Annotated in this window: 15 protein-coding genes; 4 read left to right on the top strand and 11 right to left on the bottom strand. The window is 41.1% G+C overall.

What is annotated here, in order from left to right; translation table 11 throughout:
* Positions 1-7: 7 nt before the first annotated feature.
* Positions 8-430: a hypothetical protein gene (locus RR876_RS09940; RefSeq protein WP_332477337.1), complete on the bottom strand. Its 423-nt coding sequence runs from the start codon at positions 428-430 to the stop codon at positions 8-10.
* A 193-nt stretch (positions 431-623) separates the two neighbouring features.
* Between RR876_RS09940 and RR876_RS09935 the strand changes: the two genes are divergently transcribed.
* Positions 624-1790 (top strand): cupin domain-containing protein, encoded by a 1167-nt coding sequence (locus tag RR876_RS09935; RefSeq protein WP_332477338.1) that lies wholly within the window; start codon positions 624-626, stop codon positions 1788-1790.
* A gap of 26 nt (positions 1791-1816) precedes the next feature.
* On the opposite strand, the gene RR876_RS09930 is transcribed toward RR876_RS09935, so the two are convergent.
* Entirely contained in the window at positions 1817-3715 is a 1899-nt protein-coding gene (locus tag RR876_RS09930; protein ID WP_332477339.1) for a 7TM diverse intracellular signaling domain-containing protein, read from the bottom strand.
* Complete coding sequence (locus tag RR876_RS09925; RefSeq protein ID WP_195728012.1) at positions 3712-4398, bottom strand: response regulator transcription factor; 687 nt, start codon at positions 4396-4398, stop codon at positions 3712-3714. The genes RR876_RS09930 and RR876_RS09925 overlap by 4 nt, the downstream gene beginning before the upstream one ends.
* A gap of 298 nt (positions 4399-4696) precedes the next feature.
* On the opposite strand from RR876_RS09925, the gene RR876_RS09920 reads away from it, so the two are divergent.
* Positions 4697-6367 (top strand): FMN-binding glutamate synthase family protein, encoded by a 1671-nt coding sequence (locus tag RR876_RS09920; protein ID WP_332477340.1) that lies wholly within the window; start codon positions 4697-4699, stop codon positions 6365-6367.
* A gap of 58 nt (positions 6368-6425) precedes the next feature.
* Here RR876_RS09920 and RR876_RS09915 read toward each other — a convergent pair whose 3' ends face one another.
* From RR876_RS09915 to RR876_RS09900, 4 genes are read right to left on the bottom strand one after another with little or no spacing between them, the layout of a single operon-like run.
* On the bottom strand, positions 6426-7457 hold the full coding sequence (locus tag RR876_RS09915; protein WP_332477341.1) for an alpha/beta hydrolase: 1032 nt from the start codon (positions 7455-7457) through the stop codon (positions 6426-6428).
* Positions 7457-8569, bottom strand: coding sequence for a YdcF family protein (locus tag RR876_RS09910; protein WP_332477342.1), 1113 nt, complete (start codon positions 8567-8569; stop codon positions 7457-7459). The genes RR876_RS09915 and RR876_RS09910 overlap by 1 nt, the downstream gene beginning before the upstream one ends.
* A 4-nt stretch (positions 8570-8573) precedes the next feature.
* Positions 8574-9611, bottom strand: a complete 1038-nt coding sequence (gene murB, locus RR876_RS09905; RefSeq protein WP_332477343.1) for a UDP-N-acetylmuramate dehydrogenase — start codon at positions 9609-9611, stop codon at positions 8574-8576.
* 13 nt (positions 9612-9624) lie between these two features.
* Positions 9625-10134, bottom strand: a complete 510-nt coding sequence (locus RR876_RS09900; protein ID WP_332477344.1) for a low molecular weight protein-tyrosine-phosphatase — start codon at positions 10132-10134, stop codon at positions 9625-9627.
* 114 nt (positions 10135-10248) lie between these two features.
* Here RR876_RS09900 and RR876_RS09895 point away from each other — a divergent pair, with 114 nt between their 5' ends.
* Together RR876_RS09895 and RR876_RS09890 are read left to right on the top strand one after the other, a co-directional pair.
* A complete protein-coding gene (locus tag RR876_RS09895; RefSeq protein WP_332477345.1) occupies positions 10249-11409 on the top strand; it encodes an iron-containing alcohol dehydrogenase in 1161 nt (386 codons plus the stop codon).
* A 51-nt stretch (positions 11410-11460) separates the two neighbouring features.
* Positions 11461-11904, top strand: a complete 444-nt coding sequence (locus RR876_RS09890; protein WP_332477346.1) for a thioesterase family protein — start codon at positions 11461-11463, stop codon at positions 11902-11904.
* On the opposite strand, the gene dnaX is transcribed toward RR876_RS09890, so the two are convergent.
* The 4 genes from dnaX to RR876_RS09870 all read right to left on the bottom strand — a co-directional run bounded on the left by dnaX (position 11897) and on the right by RR876_RS09870 (position 16933).
* Positions 11897-13972: a DNA polymerase III subunit gamma/tau gene (gene dnaX / locus RR876_RS09885; protein ID WP_332477347.1), complete on the bottom strand. Its 2076-nt coding sequence runs from the start codon at positions 13970-13972 to the stop codon at positions 11897-11899. The two genes, RR876_RS09890 and dnaX, sit on opposite strands and share 8 nt — an antisense overlap.
* A 260-nt stretch (positions 13973-14232) precedes the next feature.
* Entirely contained in the window at positions 14233-14688 is a 456-nt protein-coding gene (locus RR876_RS09880) for a copper resistance protein NlpE N-terminal domain-containing protein (RefSeq protein WP_332477348.1), read from the bottom strand.
* Positions 14689-14759: 71 nt separating this feature from the next.
* Complete coding sequence (locus RR876_RS09875) at positions 14760-16004, bottom strand: serine hydrolase domain-containing protein (RefSeq protein ID WP_332477434.1); 1245 nt, start codon at positions 16002-16004, stop codon at positions 14760-14762.
* A 74-nt stretch (positions 16005-16078) separates the two neighbouring features.
* Positions 16079-16933 (bottom strand): MaoC/PaaZ C-terminal domain-containing protein, encoded by an 855-nt coding sequence (locus RR876_RS09870; protein ID WP_332477349.1) that lies wholly within the window; start codon positions 16931-16933, stop codon positions 16079-16081.
* Between the last annotated feature and the right edge of the window lie 80 nt (positions 16934-17013).

The raw sequence follows: 17013 nt of genomic DNA, 5'->3' as shown, positions 1-17013 counted from the left end.
CAATCGCTCAAAGCTTTTTAGACGAATTTGCTGAGAGATAAGCTTGAATGAGTCGTTTAAAGTACATTCGAATTAATAGACTACAGTACAGCGTAATGACCATAAAAAGAATAAGAAATGAAAATAGACCAATATTATTAGGGTCAAAGCTACTCACATTTTCCCTCTGTCTAAAGAGATATTTGACAAATAACAATGCCAATACCAAATAGCCATACCACATTTTATTATATAGCGGATGATCTTCAGCAAGACTTTTGGCTTGTCTAAAAAGTAAGATATGCTGATATTGCGGCACCTTAGCCAAATTTTTTGTTTTGTATATCCTATCGATTGAGGATGATTTTTTCGCTAATTTGGACTGACTTTTCTCTCTTTCTTTTTGCAATATCTCATTCGCCATTTTCTCGGCATCTTCTTTACTTAACATTATTTTTCTTCACTATATTTTAGACCTATTATGCTGTAAAAATTTTGATGCCTGCAATCATAACGACTCAGACAAACTTAATTTATTTAAATCAACCAAGCGCATTTAAATAAATCTAACGATACTTGCGCATAGGCCTTCGATCATAAGACAATAGTCACAATATTGTTTTAAATTTGCTTAGGCTATTTTCATGTCCCAATCTCTTGATGTTCTTGGCGGTATTACAGCTGAAAAATTCCTTGCCGAATATTGGCAAAAAAAGCCATTATTGATCCGCAACGCGATTCCTGAAATTATCAATATTTTAGAACCTAGCGATATCATGGAACTGGCTTTGGATGAAAATGTCACAGCTCGTCTCATCAAACAAAAAGATCGTGACCCAAATCAGTGGTCGGTCAAGTCTTCACCGCTGTTAAAAGCTGATTTCCAAAAGATGCCAAAACTCTGGACTTTATTGGTTCAAGCCGTAGATCACTACTCTTTTGACTTAGCAGCACTCTGGAAAAAATTTCCGTTTATTCCGCAGTGGCGCCGTGATGACATCATGGTGTCTTATGCACCTAAGGGTGGCTCTGTCGGAAAGCATTTTGACTTTTACGATGTCTTTTTAGTTCAAGGTTATGGTCATCGTCGTTGGCAGTTAGGTCAAATGTGCGATGCTGAATCTGAGATTGTTGCAGGCCAACCTTTAAAATTACTGCCTGAAATTGACGTACATTTTGACGAAGTATTAGCACCAGGTGATCTACTTTATGTACCACCGGGTTTATCACATTATGGTGTAGCTGAAGATGACTGTCTGACCTTCTCTTTTGGCTTCCGTATGCCAAACGTCACCGACATGGTAGACCGTGTAGGCGACAAACTCTCTGATAACGCTCTGCTGCATAATCCTTTGCTCGATATTGTCCGTGACCAACAAAGCCCGATCGGTCAATTAACACAAAACGAATTGGATTATTTAAAGGCAGAAATTTTGGCGCAGCTGCAAAACTCAACGTTGCTTGAAGATGCCATTATGACCTTAATGTCAGAGCCAAAGTACCCTGAAAACATTCCTGATGCTGAAGAAATTGGCACAGGAGATCTAGAAGGTATTTTAGACCAGGGTTATCAACTGATCTTAGAACCCGCTTCTCGCCTACTTTATACTCATGAGGAAGATGAATTCTTATTTTGGGCCAATGGTGAAGGGCTATGCATTTCGGAGCAATTTGCACCATTACTTAAGAACTTAGCAGATGGTGAAGCACTGTTACTTGATGAAAGCTTATATGATGCCGATATTCTAGAAGATATTGCGATGCTGATGAACGAATCTGTCTTAATGCTACTCCCACCCGACGAAGCTTAAGCAGACCAAGTGCTGGGTAGTCTAATCTACTCAGCACTTTCTCCTTCACCAAACCTTAAACTGGCAATAATTTTGGTACAACCTTTTTCAGACTCGATATTGAGCTCAGCACCAATTTTTTCTAAACGCATTTTCATACTGCGCATACCAATACCCATCCCGTGGTTAAGCACACACTCCACATTAAAACCTACGCCATCATCCTGAATAATCATAACCAAGTGAGTTGTACTTGGATAATACATTTTTACATCAATATGCCGTGCTTGACTGTGCTTCATAATATTGGTCAAACTTTCCTCAAGCACACGAATTAAAGTCAAACATTGTAGAGCTGTCGGTTGTATTTCCCATGCCTCAGGAATGCTCCAAGTCGCTTCAATATCCAACTCATCCATGATCTGACTAAACCGATGCCGAACAGGAGCAATCCATAACACAGGATTATCTGGCGTTTTGTTATTGGTTAAAGAACCACTGTCAATAATTTGTCTTAAGTCATCTCGGAGCAATTTCAGGATGGATAAAAATTGCTGATTCGACATGGTGCTGGAGCTCTGATCCACCAAAATCATGGAACGAACCAAAGATGCCCCCAAACCATCGTGCAAATCATGCGCTAAATGAATACGCTCTTGTAAGCGGACATTTTCAAGCTCTAATTGGTGTCGAGCATATAAACTAGAGGACAGATTACTGGTCACAAAGCTCACTCGTTGCTCAAGTTCACTATTAAACCTTTGTATCTTTTTAATATTTTTATCTAAACGTGTTGCGAGAATAATCACGATAAAAAAAGTGATCACTGGTGAGGTATACGGCGACAAAGGCTGATGGTCATTAATATGCCCATCAAAAAGTATTGAAATATCGTAAAGCATGACCACAAGAATCACACTCAAACAAACGACCAACAAAATAAAATCACGGCGCTTGGTCTTATAGGCACGATAAATCACGAAGCAAAACGATGCGATAAATAGTGCTATACACAACAGGAAAATCACAGCAAATACGATATTGACCATCAAACTTGGGATAAACAAGATGGTGACAATACACACCGCAGCAACTAAAAATAAGGTTTTCTCTAATTCAGCAAACTTTGTTTTCACAAAACGTAGCAAGTAAATGGAAAAGCAAACATTGTATAAAACAAAATAAGTCAGGTTGGTTTTCATGACCCATAAAGAATTTGGATATGGAAACACTTCTCGGTTGATGACATTCCAAATAAACAAGACCCAAAATAGGCAACTGATAGAAAACCACAGAAAAGTAGTTTCATTGCGTCTAAAAAACCAAATGACAAAACACACCAAACCTAAGGTGGTGGAAATAACTAAGTTGACTTGAAACAGTGCCCTTTTATTCCAAAGTCGTTTTTGTTGCTTATCATATGCTGTTGTGATATCAGAAAATTCTAGATTGCCTAAACCTGGACTCTCATAACTATTACCAACCACATAGACCCAAATGTCATTGTTTTTTTGTTTTAAGCTTTCGACAGGAAGGATCCAAAAACGCGGGGTATTCCAACTCTTGGACAAGGGCTCAACTAAATGCTTATCTTTCCAAAGTAAATTTCGATTAAAAAAAACAGCGCCTGCACTACTCATGCCTTCGACGGAAAATGCTAAAGGCTGTTTTAACTCATCACTATCCTTACAATTCCAGTGCCAATTAAAATGGTACCAAACGCCGCCATCGTAATGTGGCCAGCGCTCTGTCCAAATATCAGGGTTTTTGACCTCTATCCATCCGGTCTTTGGAACGACATCGATAGAGCTTGTTTTCACCGCAGAAATTTTATCGACATTCACCTTACAGGTCGGACTGACAGCAAAGTTAGTTTGTGCAGAACTGGCAAAACTAAGCACACACAAACACAGTGTGACAAAAACGCTTAGCCAGCCATTTCTCATAAAATACCTAAAGAACGCGCAGTGCTGACGGCTTTGGTTCTTTTTGAAACAGAAAGCTTGCGGTAAATATGCTTAATATGACTTTCAACGGTATAGCGCGAAACGAATAATTGCTCAGCAATTTCACGATTACTCAGACCTTGTGCCACCAAGTTAAGAATTTCTGTTTCTCGATTGGTGAGTTGGTCATAGTCCTGACCATCTAACTGCTCTACACGCTCAGTTTGGGGGGTATTTGAGGTCGAGATTTGATTTAAAATTTCGCGAGCAATAAAGGGGTCAATCGGTGCACCGCCACGCAAAATACTCCGTATCGACATCAGCACTTCGGCATCATCACGTTCTTTAAGCACATAGCCATTCGCTCCTGCCTTAATCGAGGCAAATAAACTTTGCTGTGTACTCCATGCCGAAATCACCAAAATTAAAGCGCTTTCGTCTATCTCTCTGAGTTTCTCGATTAAGGTAATACCATTCCCATCGGGCAACCCTAAATCGACTAAGGCTAAAGAAATCGGTTGTGATGTAATAATTTGCATGGCTTCAGCTAAATTTTTAGCAAAAATCAGCATATCTTGACTATAGCCCAGTTCCGACAGGATCAGATCTAGGCGCGAGCGAATCATGGCTTCATCTTCCACGATTAAAACAGGTGCAGGCAAAACAGTTTCCTTATTTTTCACTGAAGCGTCCCCTTTTTCTTATCATTCTTCAACCACACTATACCGATGCAAGCTTGGCCTAACCTATCCCTAGAAGTAAGTAATTTATATTTTTTTCTTTTGAACAATAAGCGCTTGTTCATATTCATTTTATATACTTTAAATTCTGAAAGATATCAATCTGTATAAAATTTATCCGTAATTTTAATATTGGATTGCTCCTGCGAATAATAACGGGCTTAACAACAATTTATTACTTGTAGATGAAATAGAGACTTGGCACATTAGGTCTAAACAACCAGGAAGGATGCCCAGCCATATGTCTAGCCCTGCTCAATCCATACGTCATAAATTACTCAATACTTTTTTTTCACGGCACTCCATTTGGCTACTGTGTATTTTTATTTTCTTGAGCATTTCTTTTTTTCATTATAGCCACACCCCTATCTATATTAATTATTTTATTTCGGACACTTTACTGAACAGTATTTGGCTAATCACAGGTTTACTGAGTCTTGTTGGCTTGCATGATGTTTTACAAAATAAACATTCGATCTTAAAGAACTATCCGATTATGGGGCACTTTCGTTTTATTTTTGAAGATTTCCGCCCCGAAATTCGCCAATATTTTATTGAGGCCGATCAAGACGCACTGCCTTTTTCACGAATGCAACGTAGTTTGGTCTATCAACGTGCAAAAAACCAAAATGCAGATAAACCATTCGGCTCCATTATCGATGTCTATGCAGACAATTACCGCTTCATGACTCATTCACTGAGCCCATGCACACCTGCCGACCCTAAAACCTTCCGTATTCTGGTGGGCAATTCGCAATGTTCACAACCTTATAGTGCTTCTATTTTCAATATTTCAGCCATGAGTTTTGGCAGCCTGAGCGCCAATGCCATTCGCGCTTTAAACAAAGGAGCGCAAATGGGTGGTTTTTACCATGATACTGGCGAAGGCAGTTTAAGTCCGTACCATCTTGAGTATGGAGGCGATATTGTTTGGGAGTTAGGCAGTGGTTATTTTGGCTGCCGTACTCTAGATGGTCAATTTGACCCTGAAAAATTTGCCGTTCAAGCCAAACGACCTCAAGTCAAAATGATCGAAATCAAGCTCTCTCAAGGTGCAAAACCCGGCCATGGTGGGATTCTACCGAAAGATAAAATTTCTGAAGAGATTGCCGAAATACGGGGCGTCAGTCGCGATCATGACTGTGTTTCTCCCTCAAGTCACTCTGCCTTCAAAACGCCAATTCAGATGATGCATTTTATTCAAAAACTGCGTGAGTTATCTGAAGGCAAACCTGTCGGTTTCAAGCTGTGTATTGGTCAGCCTTGGCAGTTTATGAGCATTGTCAAAGCCATGTTACATACTCAAATTATTCCTGATTTTATTGTCGTAGATGGCTCCGAAGGGGGGACTGGTGCAGCACCTATCGAGCTGATAGACAATATGGGGGTACCACTACGTGAAGGCTTACTTTTTGTACATAACACACTGGTCGGTGCTGGCTTACGTGATCAGATCAAAATTGGTGCCAGTGGTAAATTGGTCAGTGCCTTTGATATTGCCAGTACCATGGCAATTGGTGCAGATTGGGTGAACTCTGCACGAGCGTTTATGTTTGCGGTGGGCTGCATTCAAGCGCAAAGTTGTCATACCAACCAATGCCCTGTTGGTGTTGCGACACAAGATAAAGAGCGTCAAAAAGCACTCCATGTGCCCACCAAAGCCGAACGTGTGCTGCATTTTCATGACAACACATTAAAAGCACTTTCAGAAATGATTGCTTCAGCAGGCTTAAAACATCCAGCAGAAATTAAAGCGCGCCATTTAGCGCAGCGCATTAATGACCGAGAAATTCGAAACTATGCGCAGCTACATTTTTGGTTAAAAGATGGTGAGCTGCTGTCTTGTGAAAATAAAGATGAAGAAAACTTTTATTTCCGTATGTGGAATATGTCTAAACTAGAACATTTTTAAATAAAAAGGAGGCCCTATCAGCCTCCTTTTTATTTTCGATAACAGAAATCACAGAATGTTAGTAATATCCACTCGATGAACCCTGTGCATGTAAAAAGGCTGGAATTAGACCTGTTAAGGCGGCACGAATATCCGAACGTTCATTGATCAATTGATGCGAACCTTCCTCCAACATCAATAAAGTCTGTAAGCGGAACTTTTCACGAATAAACTCAATGTTATAACGCCAGTCTACCGTCTGATCCAACGCACCTTGAGCTAACCAAACTGGAATGCGGCAGGCTGGGCGCTGCTCCATTTCCAACATCCATTTGGACATAGCCAAAATCCAATCCATACCCATCATGCGAGGTTGTAGCGGATCTTTTAAACGGACAAAGCGTAAGAACTCAGGATTATGGTTATTCCGCCTAAAATGACGCGGCACTTGACGTTTAATCCGACGAATAATGCCTAGTCCAACCGAGTTATGCCACCAAGCGGATTTTGCAGGTCGAATGAGTGGCGACAACAACAAAACACGTTGCACATAAGGGTTTTCACGGCGTTCGGCAAATTCAAGCAAATGATGCATCAAAATTGCACCACCCGTGCTCTGCCCTATACCTAACCACGGTTGCGGTAGCTGTACGGCATGTTTAACATAGCGCACCACAGCATGTAACACATCTTGATAATGATCAAAATTTTGGATATTCGCAGGTGATCCATCACTGAGTCCATGCCCCGGAAGATCATAGGTCAATACACTAAAGCCTTGTTCAAGCAACTCTTTAATAATGGGTTGATAAATTCCGCTATGCTCTAAATAGCCGTGCAACAGACAAACTGAACCTTTGATTTTTTCAATTTTAGGTGCAAAAACTTGGACATGCAGCTTAAACAAAGGCATTTGAACATAACCTTGCCAGTGATCACAGTCCAACGCATCTAAACCGTATAAACGACGATAAGACACCATCTCCACCGATGCCTCATACGGCTGGTTTAGATTCAAAGGCATTAATATCTGTGGTGTTGTCTCACGACTCGGCACAGGAAGTTCAAGCTGTTTGAGTACCGAAGGATTTAAAAAAGGAAGTTCAGGCATTATGGAATCTCCCTACAGTCACTCGAACCCAACAGTACATCGCGTATCGTTGCGAGCATTTCATAATTGGCACGGCGACTATGATCATAATTTTGTTCACTTGGACGCCATTGGGTTAATTGGGTCGGCATAGGTGCCTCAATCGGCTGTGTTTCGATACCATTTAAAGCAAATAAACGGCGTGTACGTGGCATATGATATTGATCTGTAATTAAAATCACTCGTGGTGCGCCACCTTTTTTCTGCAACAGCAAAGAGCTAAAGCGGGAGTTTTCGCAGGTATTCATACTACGATCTTCCAATAGTTTCGCGTCGACTCCACGCGCCTTTAACCATTTTTGCATATACGGAGCTTCGACACCGCTGAGCACAATGGGGAGCTTAAACTGTTGTTCAACTTGTAATGTAGTTTCAAGACGTAATCGCGTATATTCATTCACTACAATATCTTTACGATTTTTGTCTAAAGTTAATCCTCCACCCAAAACGACTATGGCATTCGGCATGTTTAATGCCGCTTTTCTCTCTTCATTTTGTGCATGTATTTGTGCGATGTCCTGATAGATTTGTTCATCTATCGGCTCTTCCTCTACAGTCTCTACTTTATGCGTTTTTAAAAAGTCGAGATAATGTTCCATCAAGGCTTTATTTTCTTTGCTATTCAGCTCTAACAGTTCTTTGACATTTTCGGTCGGATCAACCTCAGAACTTGCCGTCTCAACCACCAAAGGAATCTGAGGCTTTTTCTCTTTTTCTTGCTCTTCACGCTGTTCAGAAATAATTAACTGTTGCAGTGCTTTATAACGTGCCTGAATCGTGGTTAGGTTTTGCGAATTATGCTCTTTGATTTGCTCTTCCATCAACTGTAAGTACGCTTGACGGGCAATCCACAAATCAGAACCCGGTTCTAAGCTTTCTTGCTCACTGAGTGCCGCCATTTTTTGACTTTGTGCTGCAACTTCATTGACATCTACAGGGACAAAGGCATTCAATGTCGCCACAATCAGCTTTGAATAAAAAGGCGTATAAATAAAAATCATTAAACAGCCGAAAAATGCAAACAGCACCGAAGTGATTTGCATTAAACGCACCATTTTATGGGTTTTACTCATACTTTTAACGATCCTGATGAGATTGGATTAGACCCGCCGAATTAAATAGCACAGGCTCAGGTTCCAACAAAACTTTAAATTTATTATACACATCCTGCTGTACTGCACGGTATGTGCTCTGTACATCGTTCAAATCTGCATTGGCATAATTCACTAAAACCAAGGCTTGTTTGGCAAACATCCCGACTACACCGAGCTGCTTACCTTTCCAGCCCGATTGATCAATCAACCAACCAGCTGCGATTTTAACATCACCATTCGGCTGCGGATAATGTGGCAGTTTTTCAAATTGTTGGGCTAAAAGGTCATAAGCTTGCTGACTAATAATTGGGTTCTTAAAAAAACTGCCTACGTTAGGAAATTCTTTAGTATCAGGCAATTTACTTTGACGAATCTGAATCACTTGTTGTTGTAAATTAAAAGCTGTTAGCTCATCACCCACGGCTTGTTTTAAGTCACCATAGCTAATTTTCAAATCTTGTTTTTTCAACAACTTGAAAGTCACATGTGTAATCACATAGCGATTTGGATCATCTTTAAAAATACTATGACGATAACTAAATGCACAGTCTTTAGCTTGAATATCGCTAAATGTTTTCAACTGTCGGTCATAGACTTGTACGCTTTCAATGAACTCACCGGCCTCTACACCATAAGCGCCAATATTTTGTACAGGAGATGCGCCCACAAGGCCCGGGATCAATGCCAAATTCTGTAAGCCAAAGAGATGGTGTTCTGTCGTCCAAAGCACAAAGTCATGCCAAACTTGTCCCGCACCAACTTGTATGGTTTTGGTATTCGCATCTTCAGACAGGTTTTCTACGCCTAGAATATTCATATGCACAACTAGAGCATCAATTTGTGCAGGAAGCAGCATATTACTTCCACCAGATAAAATCATGACATTCAAAGCGTGTTGCTGTGCATAATCCAATGCTTCAACAAGCTCATCTGGACTGTGAATTTGAACATAATGAGAGGCTATCGCATTTAAGCTTAACGTATTAAAAGGTTTAAGCTGTTTTTGTGTTTCGATTTGCATGCACGAACCTTAATTACTGTTCAAATTGTTGTTTAAAAATACTAACCCACGCTTGGCTGCTCGACTCACATTGGTCAAGAACACGCTCAAAACCAGCAGATCCACCATAGTAAGGGTCAGGTAATGCTTGCTGTGGATACTGTGCGTCGTATTCAGACATGAGTGCAACTTTAGCGCGGAGAGGTTGAGCACCAAATTCAGTTTGCGCTGTTTGATACAACGCTTGAATATCATCAAAATTATTGTGGTCCATCGCCAAAATTAAATCGAAATGGGCAAAATCACTGGTCTGTAACTGTCGTGCGCGTAAGCTGGATAAATCATAGCCCCGTTTTAAAGCATGTTCTTGACTACGCAAGTCAGGTGCTTTGTTGGGATGGTAATTACTGGTCCCCGCCGAATCGATTTCGATATTGAGCTGATGTGCATCACAAAAATGTCTGAGAACCACTTCTGCCGTGGGAGAACGACAAATATTTCCTAAACAGACACATAACACCTTATAGGGCGCTGTGAATGACATAACCACCTCGAAACAGCTTTATTTTCAAGTGTCTTATGTTAAGTTATTTAGAGGATGAATCCTATAGAAGTACAAAACAATATTGTTGGATAAGATATAAAAAAGGATGCTGATATGAACCAATTTCAATTTCAAACTGTGCCGAATATTATTTCAGGCTTAGGCAGCATTCAACAGCTCAGAGACATTTTAACAGCACGTCCTTATCAGCATCTGTTATTGGTGACAGATGCAGGAATGTTAAAGCATCAGCTTCACCTTCCCATCTTAGAAATATTAGAAGATCTCTCGATCACTTACAGTATTTACAGTGAGGTTGAAGCAGATCCGAGTGAACAGATTGTTTTAAATGCGGTTGATTATGCCAAAGAGCAAAAGGTAGATATCGTTTTAGGTTTTGGTGGCGGCAGCTCTATGGATGTTGCAAAAATTATTGCCATACTCAGCCATCCTGCACAGCAGCAAAAGTTATCAGATCTTTATGGGGTGAATAATGCCCGAGGACCTCGCCTACCCTTAATTTTAGTCCCCACCACTGCAGGGACAGGCTCTGAGGTCACACCGATTTCCATTGTCACCACAGGTGAAACAACAAAGACTGGCATCGTAGCACCCGTTCTTTTTGCCGATATCGCGATTTTGGATGCAACTTTTACTGAAAACTTGCCACGTCATATTAGTGCTGCTACAGGCATTGACGCGATGGTACATGCGATTGAAGCCTATACCTCTAAAATCAAGAAAAACCCCTATGCTGACATGTTGGCGAAACAGGCTTTAAAACTGCTGAATCAAAACCTCAGTTTAGTGCTAGAAGATGGTCGCAATTTAGAAGCTCGACAAAATATGTTAGTCGGTTCGATGCTGGCAGGACAAGCCTTTGCCAATGCCCCTGTAGGTGCTGTTCATGCGCTTGCTTATCCATTAGGTGGACATTTTCACATTTCTCATGGACACAGTAATGCCTTAGTGCTGACAGAGGTTTTAAAGTTTAACCTCCCCAAAGCTAAGCAACATTATGCGGAACTGATCTGCTGGCTCGACCCAAAAAGTACAGGCTGTACCGATGGTCTTTCTGATCTTTTCGTCGATCATATGCAAAACCATTTGGACCGTAGTGGTTTAACCTTAAAACTCAAGGCATTGAATGTTTCTGAACACAGTCTAGACCAGCTTGCAACCGATGCCATGTTGCAAACACGCCTACTACAAAACAACCCAAGAGAACTAGAGTGGCAACAGGCACGCGAAATTTATCAAGCCATTTACAGCTAAGCCATATAATTAACTTAGGCTATTTATAAGACAATTTTAAGGATAATAACGATGAGACAAGCTGCAAAGACACGTGACCAATTTCATTATTTTCTACCGATTCAAACACGTTGGTCGGACAATGACCTCTATGGCCATGTCAACAACGTAACCTACTATAGTTATTTTGATACTGCCGCAAATGCCTTACTGATTGAAAAAGCAAATTTTGATATCCACCAATCACCTATTATTGGTTTAGTGGTCGACTCAGCATGTAGTTTCTTACATGAGTTGTCTTATCCTGAGATTATTGATGTTGGTGTGACTATTTCTAGAATAGGAAACTCTTCACTCACTTACGAACTTGCCATTTTCAAATTTGGTCAAGAAACTGCTTCAGCTCAAGGACATTTTGTTCATGTCTTTGTAGACCGTGAAACACGAAAAAGCACCCCGATTCCCTCTGAAATGCGGAGTGCTTTGCGCCACTACTTAAGCCATGGCATTACTTAAGTTGGATATTGTGTAATTCACCATCAAAAGTTTGTACAAGACCTTTGACCGTATCTTCGTTTTGCAGTAATTCATGTGCACGTTGAAATGCTTTTTGCTTGCGCTGCGCCTGCATAGTGTACGGCGTAATCGTTTCAACTTCTGCATATTTCACATCAAAACGCGTCTGAGGCCATTCAGCTTTGAGCGCATCTTCCAAGACATGACGTAATTGGGTGAGGAGTTGCTCATAACGCTGCGGAATCATAAACACAGACTCGGCATTAATTTGCCCAGCCATTAAACCTTGCTGAGCTAACTCTTGTACCGCGGGTGATAAGCCACTGCTTCTGAACCAGTATTCCCACTTCTCTACCGTCCACTCACCGACTAACTGCTGCGGTTGTAGCTGCAAAATATCTTGTGGCATTAAATCGGTTGGTGCAGATGAAACCCGTTCAGGTTGAGCAGGCTCTACAATAGCAGTAACAGTTTGCTGACTTTCATTTTCTACAACTTGAGAGTCCTCAACATTAGCAACTGAAAGTACTTCATTTGCTAAATCAAAAGACTCCGCTTGTACAGCAGGTTCAACAGGTGCTTCATTTTGACTTTCTATGTCTAACGGTACAATTTCATCAAATAAGAAATCATCACTATTCGGTTCATCATCATTGCTTTGCGCATTAAATTCGTCTGCTTCATCTAAATCGAACAACACTTCATCGCTTGAAGGATCGAATACGATTTGATCAGATTGCTGAGATACATCCACTGGTAGTTTACTATCTTCGGCACTTTCTGAAAGATCGACATCATCAAGTTCAGGCTTAAACTCAGGTTCTACATTCTGAGTTATTTCAGCATCTTCAAATGCCGCATCAACGTCTGTGCCTTGAGCATCTTGCTGCAAAGCCGTTTCTGGATCAGCACTCCGTATTGCCGTTTGTTGTACAGATTTAACTACAGCGCTATTCGTCTGAGCTACCAGTACTTCATTCGGTTGTAATGGACGGAACGCTAACATACGCAGCACTGACATTTCAAAGCCTTGCTCTTGCGTGACTGCTAGCTGTAATTCAGCACGCCCTTTACATGCAATTTGATAATAAAGTTGTAAGTCTTGCGCAGCAATTTGCTGAGACAATTGCATGATTTTTTTATTAATTTCAGCACTATATTTGAGACTAAGTTCTGGCAAATATTGTAGTAATGCCAATTCATGTAAAGTCGAAATCAGCTGATCTAAAACTAAAGATACATCCAGTGCTTGCTGGCGGAATTGCATCAGCAACTCACTCACCCGTTGTTTTTGGTTTTGATGTATCGCAAGGATCAGATCATAAATAATGGTACGGTCGATTAAACCCAACATTTCTTTGACATCTTGGTGCTGGATAGCGCCCTGACCGTAAGCAATCGCTTGGTCTGTCAAAGAAAGTGCATCACGTAATGAGCCTTGGGCAGACTCTGCAATTTGCCAAATCGCATCTTGTTCGGCTTGAATGCTTTCTTTATTTAAAATGTTACCCAGATGCTCGGTAATTTCATCTACAGCCAAAGGGCGTAATGTAAATTGCAAACAACGCGAAATCACGGTAATGGGGAGCTTTTGCGGATCTGTCGTTGCAAAAAGGAATTTCACATGTTCAGGTGGTTCTTCCAATGTTTTGAGTAAAGCATTAAAAGAATGCGTAGACAGCATATGTACTTCATCGATCAAATAGACCTTAAAACGACCTTGTGTCGGTGCATAAGGCACATTGTCTAAAAGCTCTCGCGTATCCTCGACTTTAGTCCGTGATGCCGCATCGATTTCAATTAAATCAATAAAACGACCTTCATTCACGGCAGTACAGGTTGGGCAAACCTCGCACGGCGTCGAAGTCACCCCTGTTTCACAGTTCAAGCACTTCGCCAAAATACGGGCAATGGTGGTTTTTCCGACCCCACGCGTTCCTGTAAATAAATAAGCATGGTGCAAACGCCCGCGCTCTAAAGCACTGGTTAGTGCTCGAGAAACGTGGTTTTGACCCACTAGCTCATTAAAATTACGAGGACGATATTTCCGTGCAAGTACTTGATACATGTATGCTCCTTTTTATAGGCCTAAGCATACTGTTTTTTTGCCAAAGAGTGAATGAATTACTTCACTCCGTTCTCGCATTTCTAAGCTATAAAGCTGATTTAGATCAATAATTCAAAAACCATTAGCTCCATTTTTATCCCACTCTCTATCTCAAGCTATTTATGCATTTAGATTATAGATTTGAAATAAAGTGAGAGCTTTGGAAAAGTAAAAAGGTGTAAATATTAAAATGAATTTCTAAAATACAGCTATTTAGGAAATTAAGCTGGTTTCACCAAAACAAAATCACTCTGCATTTGATATTTTTTTCCAGTCACATCTTCACGTATTTCTAAAACACGATCTTCTAAATCGACATAAAGTAAGTTTCGCGTTGTCACGTTGACTAACTCTACCTTGTGCTGATCTTGAGCATTAAAACGAAGTGGTCCAGTCAAAGTTTCGATTTCATTATGACCACTCAAACTTTCTCGTTTTAGGGTGTAGGTCATGTTTTCATGCAGCTCTAGTGCTACTGCCATACCTGGACAGTCTTCACAACGGGACAAACACCCCATACACGGCGTTGTCCCCTGATAACTCCCAACCCACGCAGGAATAATCTGCTTTTGTTCTGCCATTTGGAGTTTAGACTGATCATGTTGCGTTTGATTCGCCTCGGAACAACCTAAGAGTAATCCTGTAGCAACCAGCGGGATAAGAATGGGAGCCTTCATGTCACAAATATTCAAAACCTAAACCGCGACGAACATAACATATTTTAGACGATGACTATATCTCATGCCTGTCAAAACCAACCTTTTTTGCCTTTTAAGACTGCATCTGCGCAGCGTAAACTTTCTTGGCTCAAGGCCCATAGTCGATAATCCCCGGTCAAAGAACCTGTAGCAAAGTTATGTGTATAGGCAAAACTTAAGCCTCGCTCACTATCGCCCCAAGCACCTGAACCATTAAAGCCCATATGACCAAAACCCTGCTCTGCGGTTTTTCCTAAGGTTAATATACGGTGATACCCCAAGCGCCAATGCATAGGTATCGGCATCACCCGATCTCGATAGGTATATTGCACTCGACTCAATTCAGAAAACACATCAGGGCGAATCAGCTGCTGACCTTCCCAAATCCCTTTTTGAGATAGCATCGCATACACTTTGGCTAAACTATTGGCTGTAAATACACCATTTGCAGCAGGAATGATCGCCTGAATCGCATCATCATGGTAAAAGCTGACCTTTTTCATGCCTTTGGGAATCATGCCATCCTGAAAGTCTTGTGGATCTTGCCCTGACCACTGCATCGCTTTATCCAGCAAGGAAACTTTACGCACTTTCGTTGGACTTTTTTGATTTGGTTGGATAGGTACAGGACGCGTAATAGGTCGTGCGATACGTTTTAATTCAGCACTGGGTGCACCAAAGTAAGCCCCATCTAGCTCAAGTGGCTTAACTAAATAGGTTTGGAAGAGTTCAGTTAAAGGTTTCCCCGTTGCTTTTTCCAAAGCACCACCGACTAGCCAACCAAATGACAAAGGTTGATAAGCAGCATCTTCACCAATTGCAAAGCGTGGTTGTGCCTTTTCAAATACGTCTAACATATGTGCCCAATCCAACATCTCTGTTGCATCGGCAATGTTATTACGGATATCAAATAATCCGCTTTGATGACTCAGCACGTGTCTTAGAGTCATCTTCCCTTTGCCATTTTGGGCAAATTCAGGCCAATAATCTGCAATGGGTTGGTCATAGCTCAGCACACTCTGACTGACTAAAATATGTGCCAAGGTTGCGAGCACGCCTTTGCCCGTCGAATAACACACCGACATCGTATTGGCCTGCCAAGGAGAATCTACCGCTGCCAAACCCGTATAGATATCGACAACTTTTTCACCTTGAAAATATAAAACACAGGCTGCACCACCATATGCTGAACGAGCATCTTGTACGCGACTAAAGAGATGGGCAACACTTTGAAAACGTGGGTCAACGTAGCCTTGGTAATGGTTCGGATTCGCTTGTAAATATTGTTTTAAAATTTTCATTTACACATCCTTGTATTTTTAAGCGGACATAAAAAAGCCCAGTGTAATCTAAACTGGGCTTTTTAAAATTATAGTGCTTTGACCTGTCCCGTCACATGCGGTTTTTGATTCTTACTATTTCGAATTAAGAAAGCTGTATTTGCACCTTCTGTCGCGGTCATAAAATCGACTGTTGACGGCAAATACATCGGCAGTTTAAACCAAACATCCGCTTCATAAGCATCAGGCAATGCCATCGAAGCCAACGCTCGCGCCTTACTCCACATGCCGTGCGCAATGGCCTGTTTGAAACCAAAGGCTTTTGCTGTCACCGCATGAATGTGGATGAGGTTGAAGTCGCCCGAGGTCATTGCATAACGACGACCTGTGTTTTCAGAGACTTCCCAGACAGCATTCGGCTGATAATCTGGAGTCGTTGCTTCAACTAATTTTGGTGCTGTTTTACCATCGGTCTTTTGACGTGCTAAATACGTGGTTAATGCTTCAACCACCACTTCATTGCCAACTTTCACTGTGGTAATAAAGTCAAATTGAACACCTTTATCATGTGGCTCAAGCGCGCCATATTTACATGATAAAGTGAGGGTTTCATTGACGCCAACTTTACGCATTTGTTTGACTTGATTGCGGATATGCACCAAACCTAACACGGGAAATGGAAACGGCTCTTGCCCCATCATGTGCATTTGTAGGCTTTGCGATAGTACAGCCAAATAAATCGCAGGAATATAGCCATTATTTTTAAAGCCACACACTTGGTTATAAGCTTTCAAATGTTTTTGATCGACGTTAAAAGAATCCACCACATACTCAACCTGCGGTAAGACTTTTTCACCTTTTGGTTTTTTAAAGATCAAACCTTGAATGACTTTTGGATAAGCCATATATGGTTTTGGAAGTTGACTAAAATGGCGAGTCTTCATACTGAACCTTTGAGAAATTTTTATTTCAATATTTTTTGAAAGCTCCTTCTCCCTCAGGGAGAAGGTTGGGATGAGGGAAA

The organism is Acinetobacter sp. (genome assembly GCF_036666595.1).
Lineage (GTDB): Bacteria > Pseudomonadota > Gammaproteobacteria > Pseudomonadales > Moraxellaceae > Acinetobacter.
This window is presented reverse-complemented; position numbering and strand designations above follow the sequence as displayed.

Excerpts from the sequence above, each read along its gene's own strand:
- RR876_RS09940 (WP_332477337.1), bottom strand. The coding sequence starts at position 430 with ATGTTAAGTAAAGAAGATGCCGAGAAAATGGCGAATGAGATATTGCAA.
- RR876_RS09935 (WP_332477338.1), top strand. The coding sequence starts at position 624 with ATGTCCCAATCTCTTGATGTTCTTGGCGGTATTACAGCTGAAAAATTC.
- RR876_RS09930 (WP_332477339.1), bottom strand. The coding sequence starts at position 3,715 with ATGAGAAATGGCTGGCTAAGCGTTTTTGTCACACTGTGTTTGTGTGTG.
- RR876_RS09920 (WP_332477340.1), top strand. The coding sequence starts at position 4,697 with ATGTCTAGCCCTGCTCAATCCATACGTCATAAATTACTCAATACTTTT.
- RR876_RS09915 (WP_332477341.1), bottom strand. The coding sequence starts at position 7,457 with ATGCCTGAACTTCCTTTTTTAAATCCTTCGGTACTCAAACAGCTTGAA.
- RR876_RS09910 (WP_332477342.1), bottom strand. The coding sequence starts at position 8,569 with ATGAGTAAAACCCATAAAATGGTGCGTTTAATGCAAATCACTTCGGTG.
- murB (WP_332477343.1), bottom strand. The coding sequence starts at position 9,611 with ATGCAAATCGAAACACAAAAACAGCTTAAACCTTTTAATACGTTAAGC.
- RR876_RS09900 (WP_332477344.1), bottom strand. The coding sequence starts at position 10,134 with ATGTCATTCACAGCGCCCTATAAGGTGTTATGTGTCTGTTTAGGAAAT.
- RR876_RS09895 (WP_332477345.1), top strand. The coding sequence starts at position 10,249 with ATGAACCAATTTCAATTTCAAACTGTGCCGAATATTATTTCAGGCTTA.
- RR876_RS09890 (WP_332477346.1), top strand. The coding sequence starts at position 11,461 with ATGAGACAAGCTGCAAAGACACGTGACCAATTTCATTATTTTCTACCG.
- dnaX (WP_332477347.1), bottom strand. The coding sequence starts at position 13,972 with ATGTATCAAGTACTTGCACGGAAATATCGTCCTCGTAATTTTAATGAG.
- RR876_RS09880 (WP_332477348.1), bottom strand. The coding sequence starts at position 14,688 with ATGAAGGCTCCCATTCTTATCCCGCTGGTTGCTACAGGATTACTCTTA.
- RR876_RS09870 (WP_332477349.1), bottom strand. The coding sequence starts at position 16,933 with ATGAAGACTCGCCATTTTAGTCAACTTCCAAAACCATATATGGCTTAT.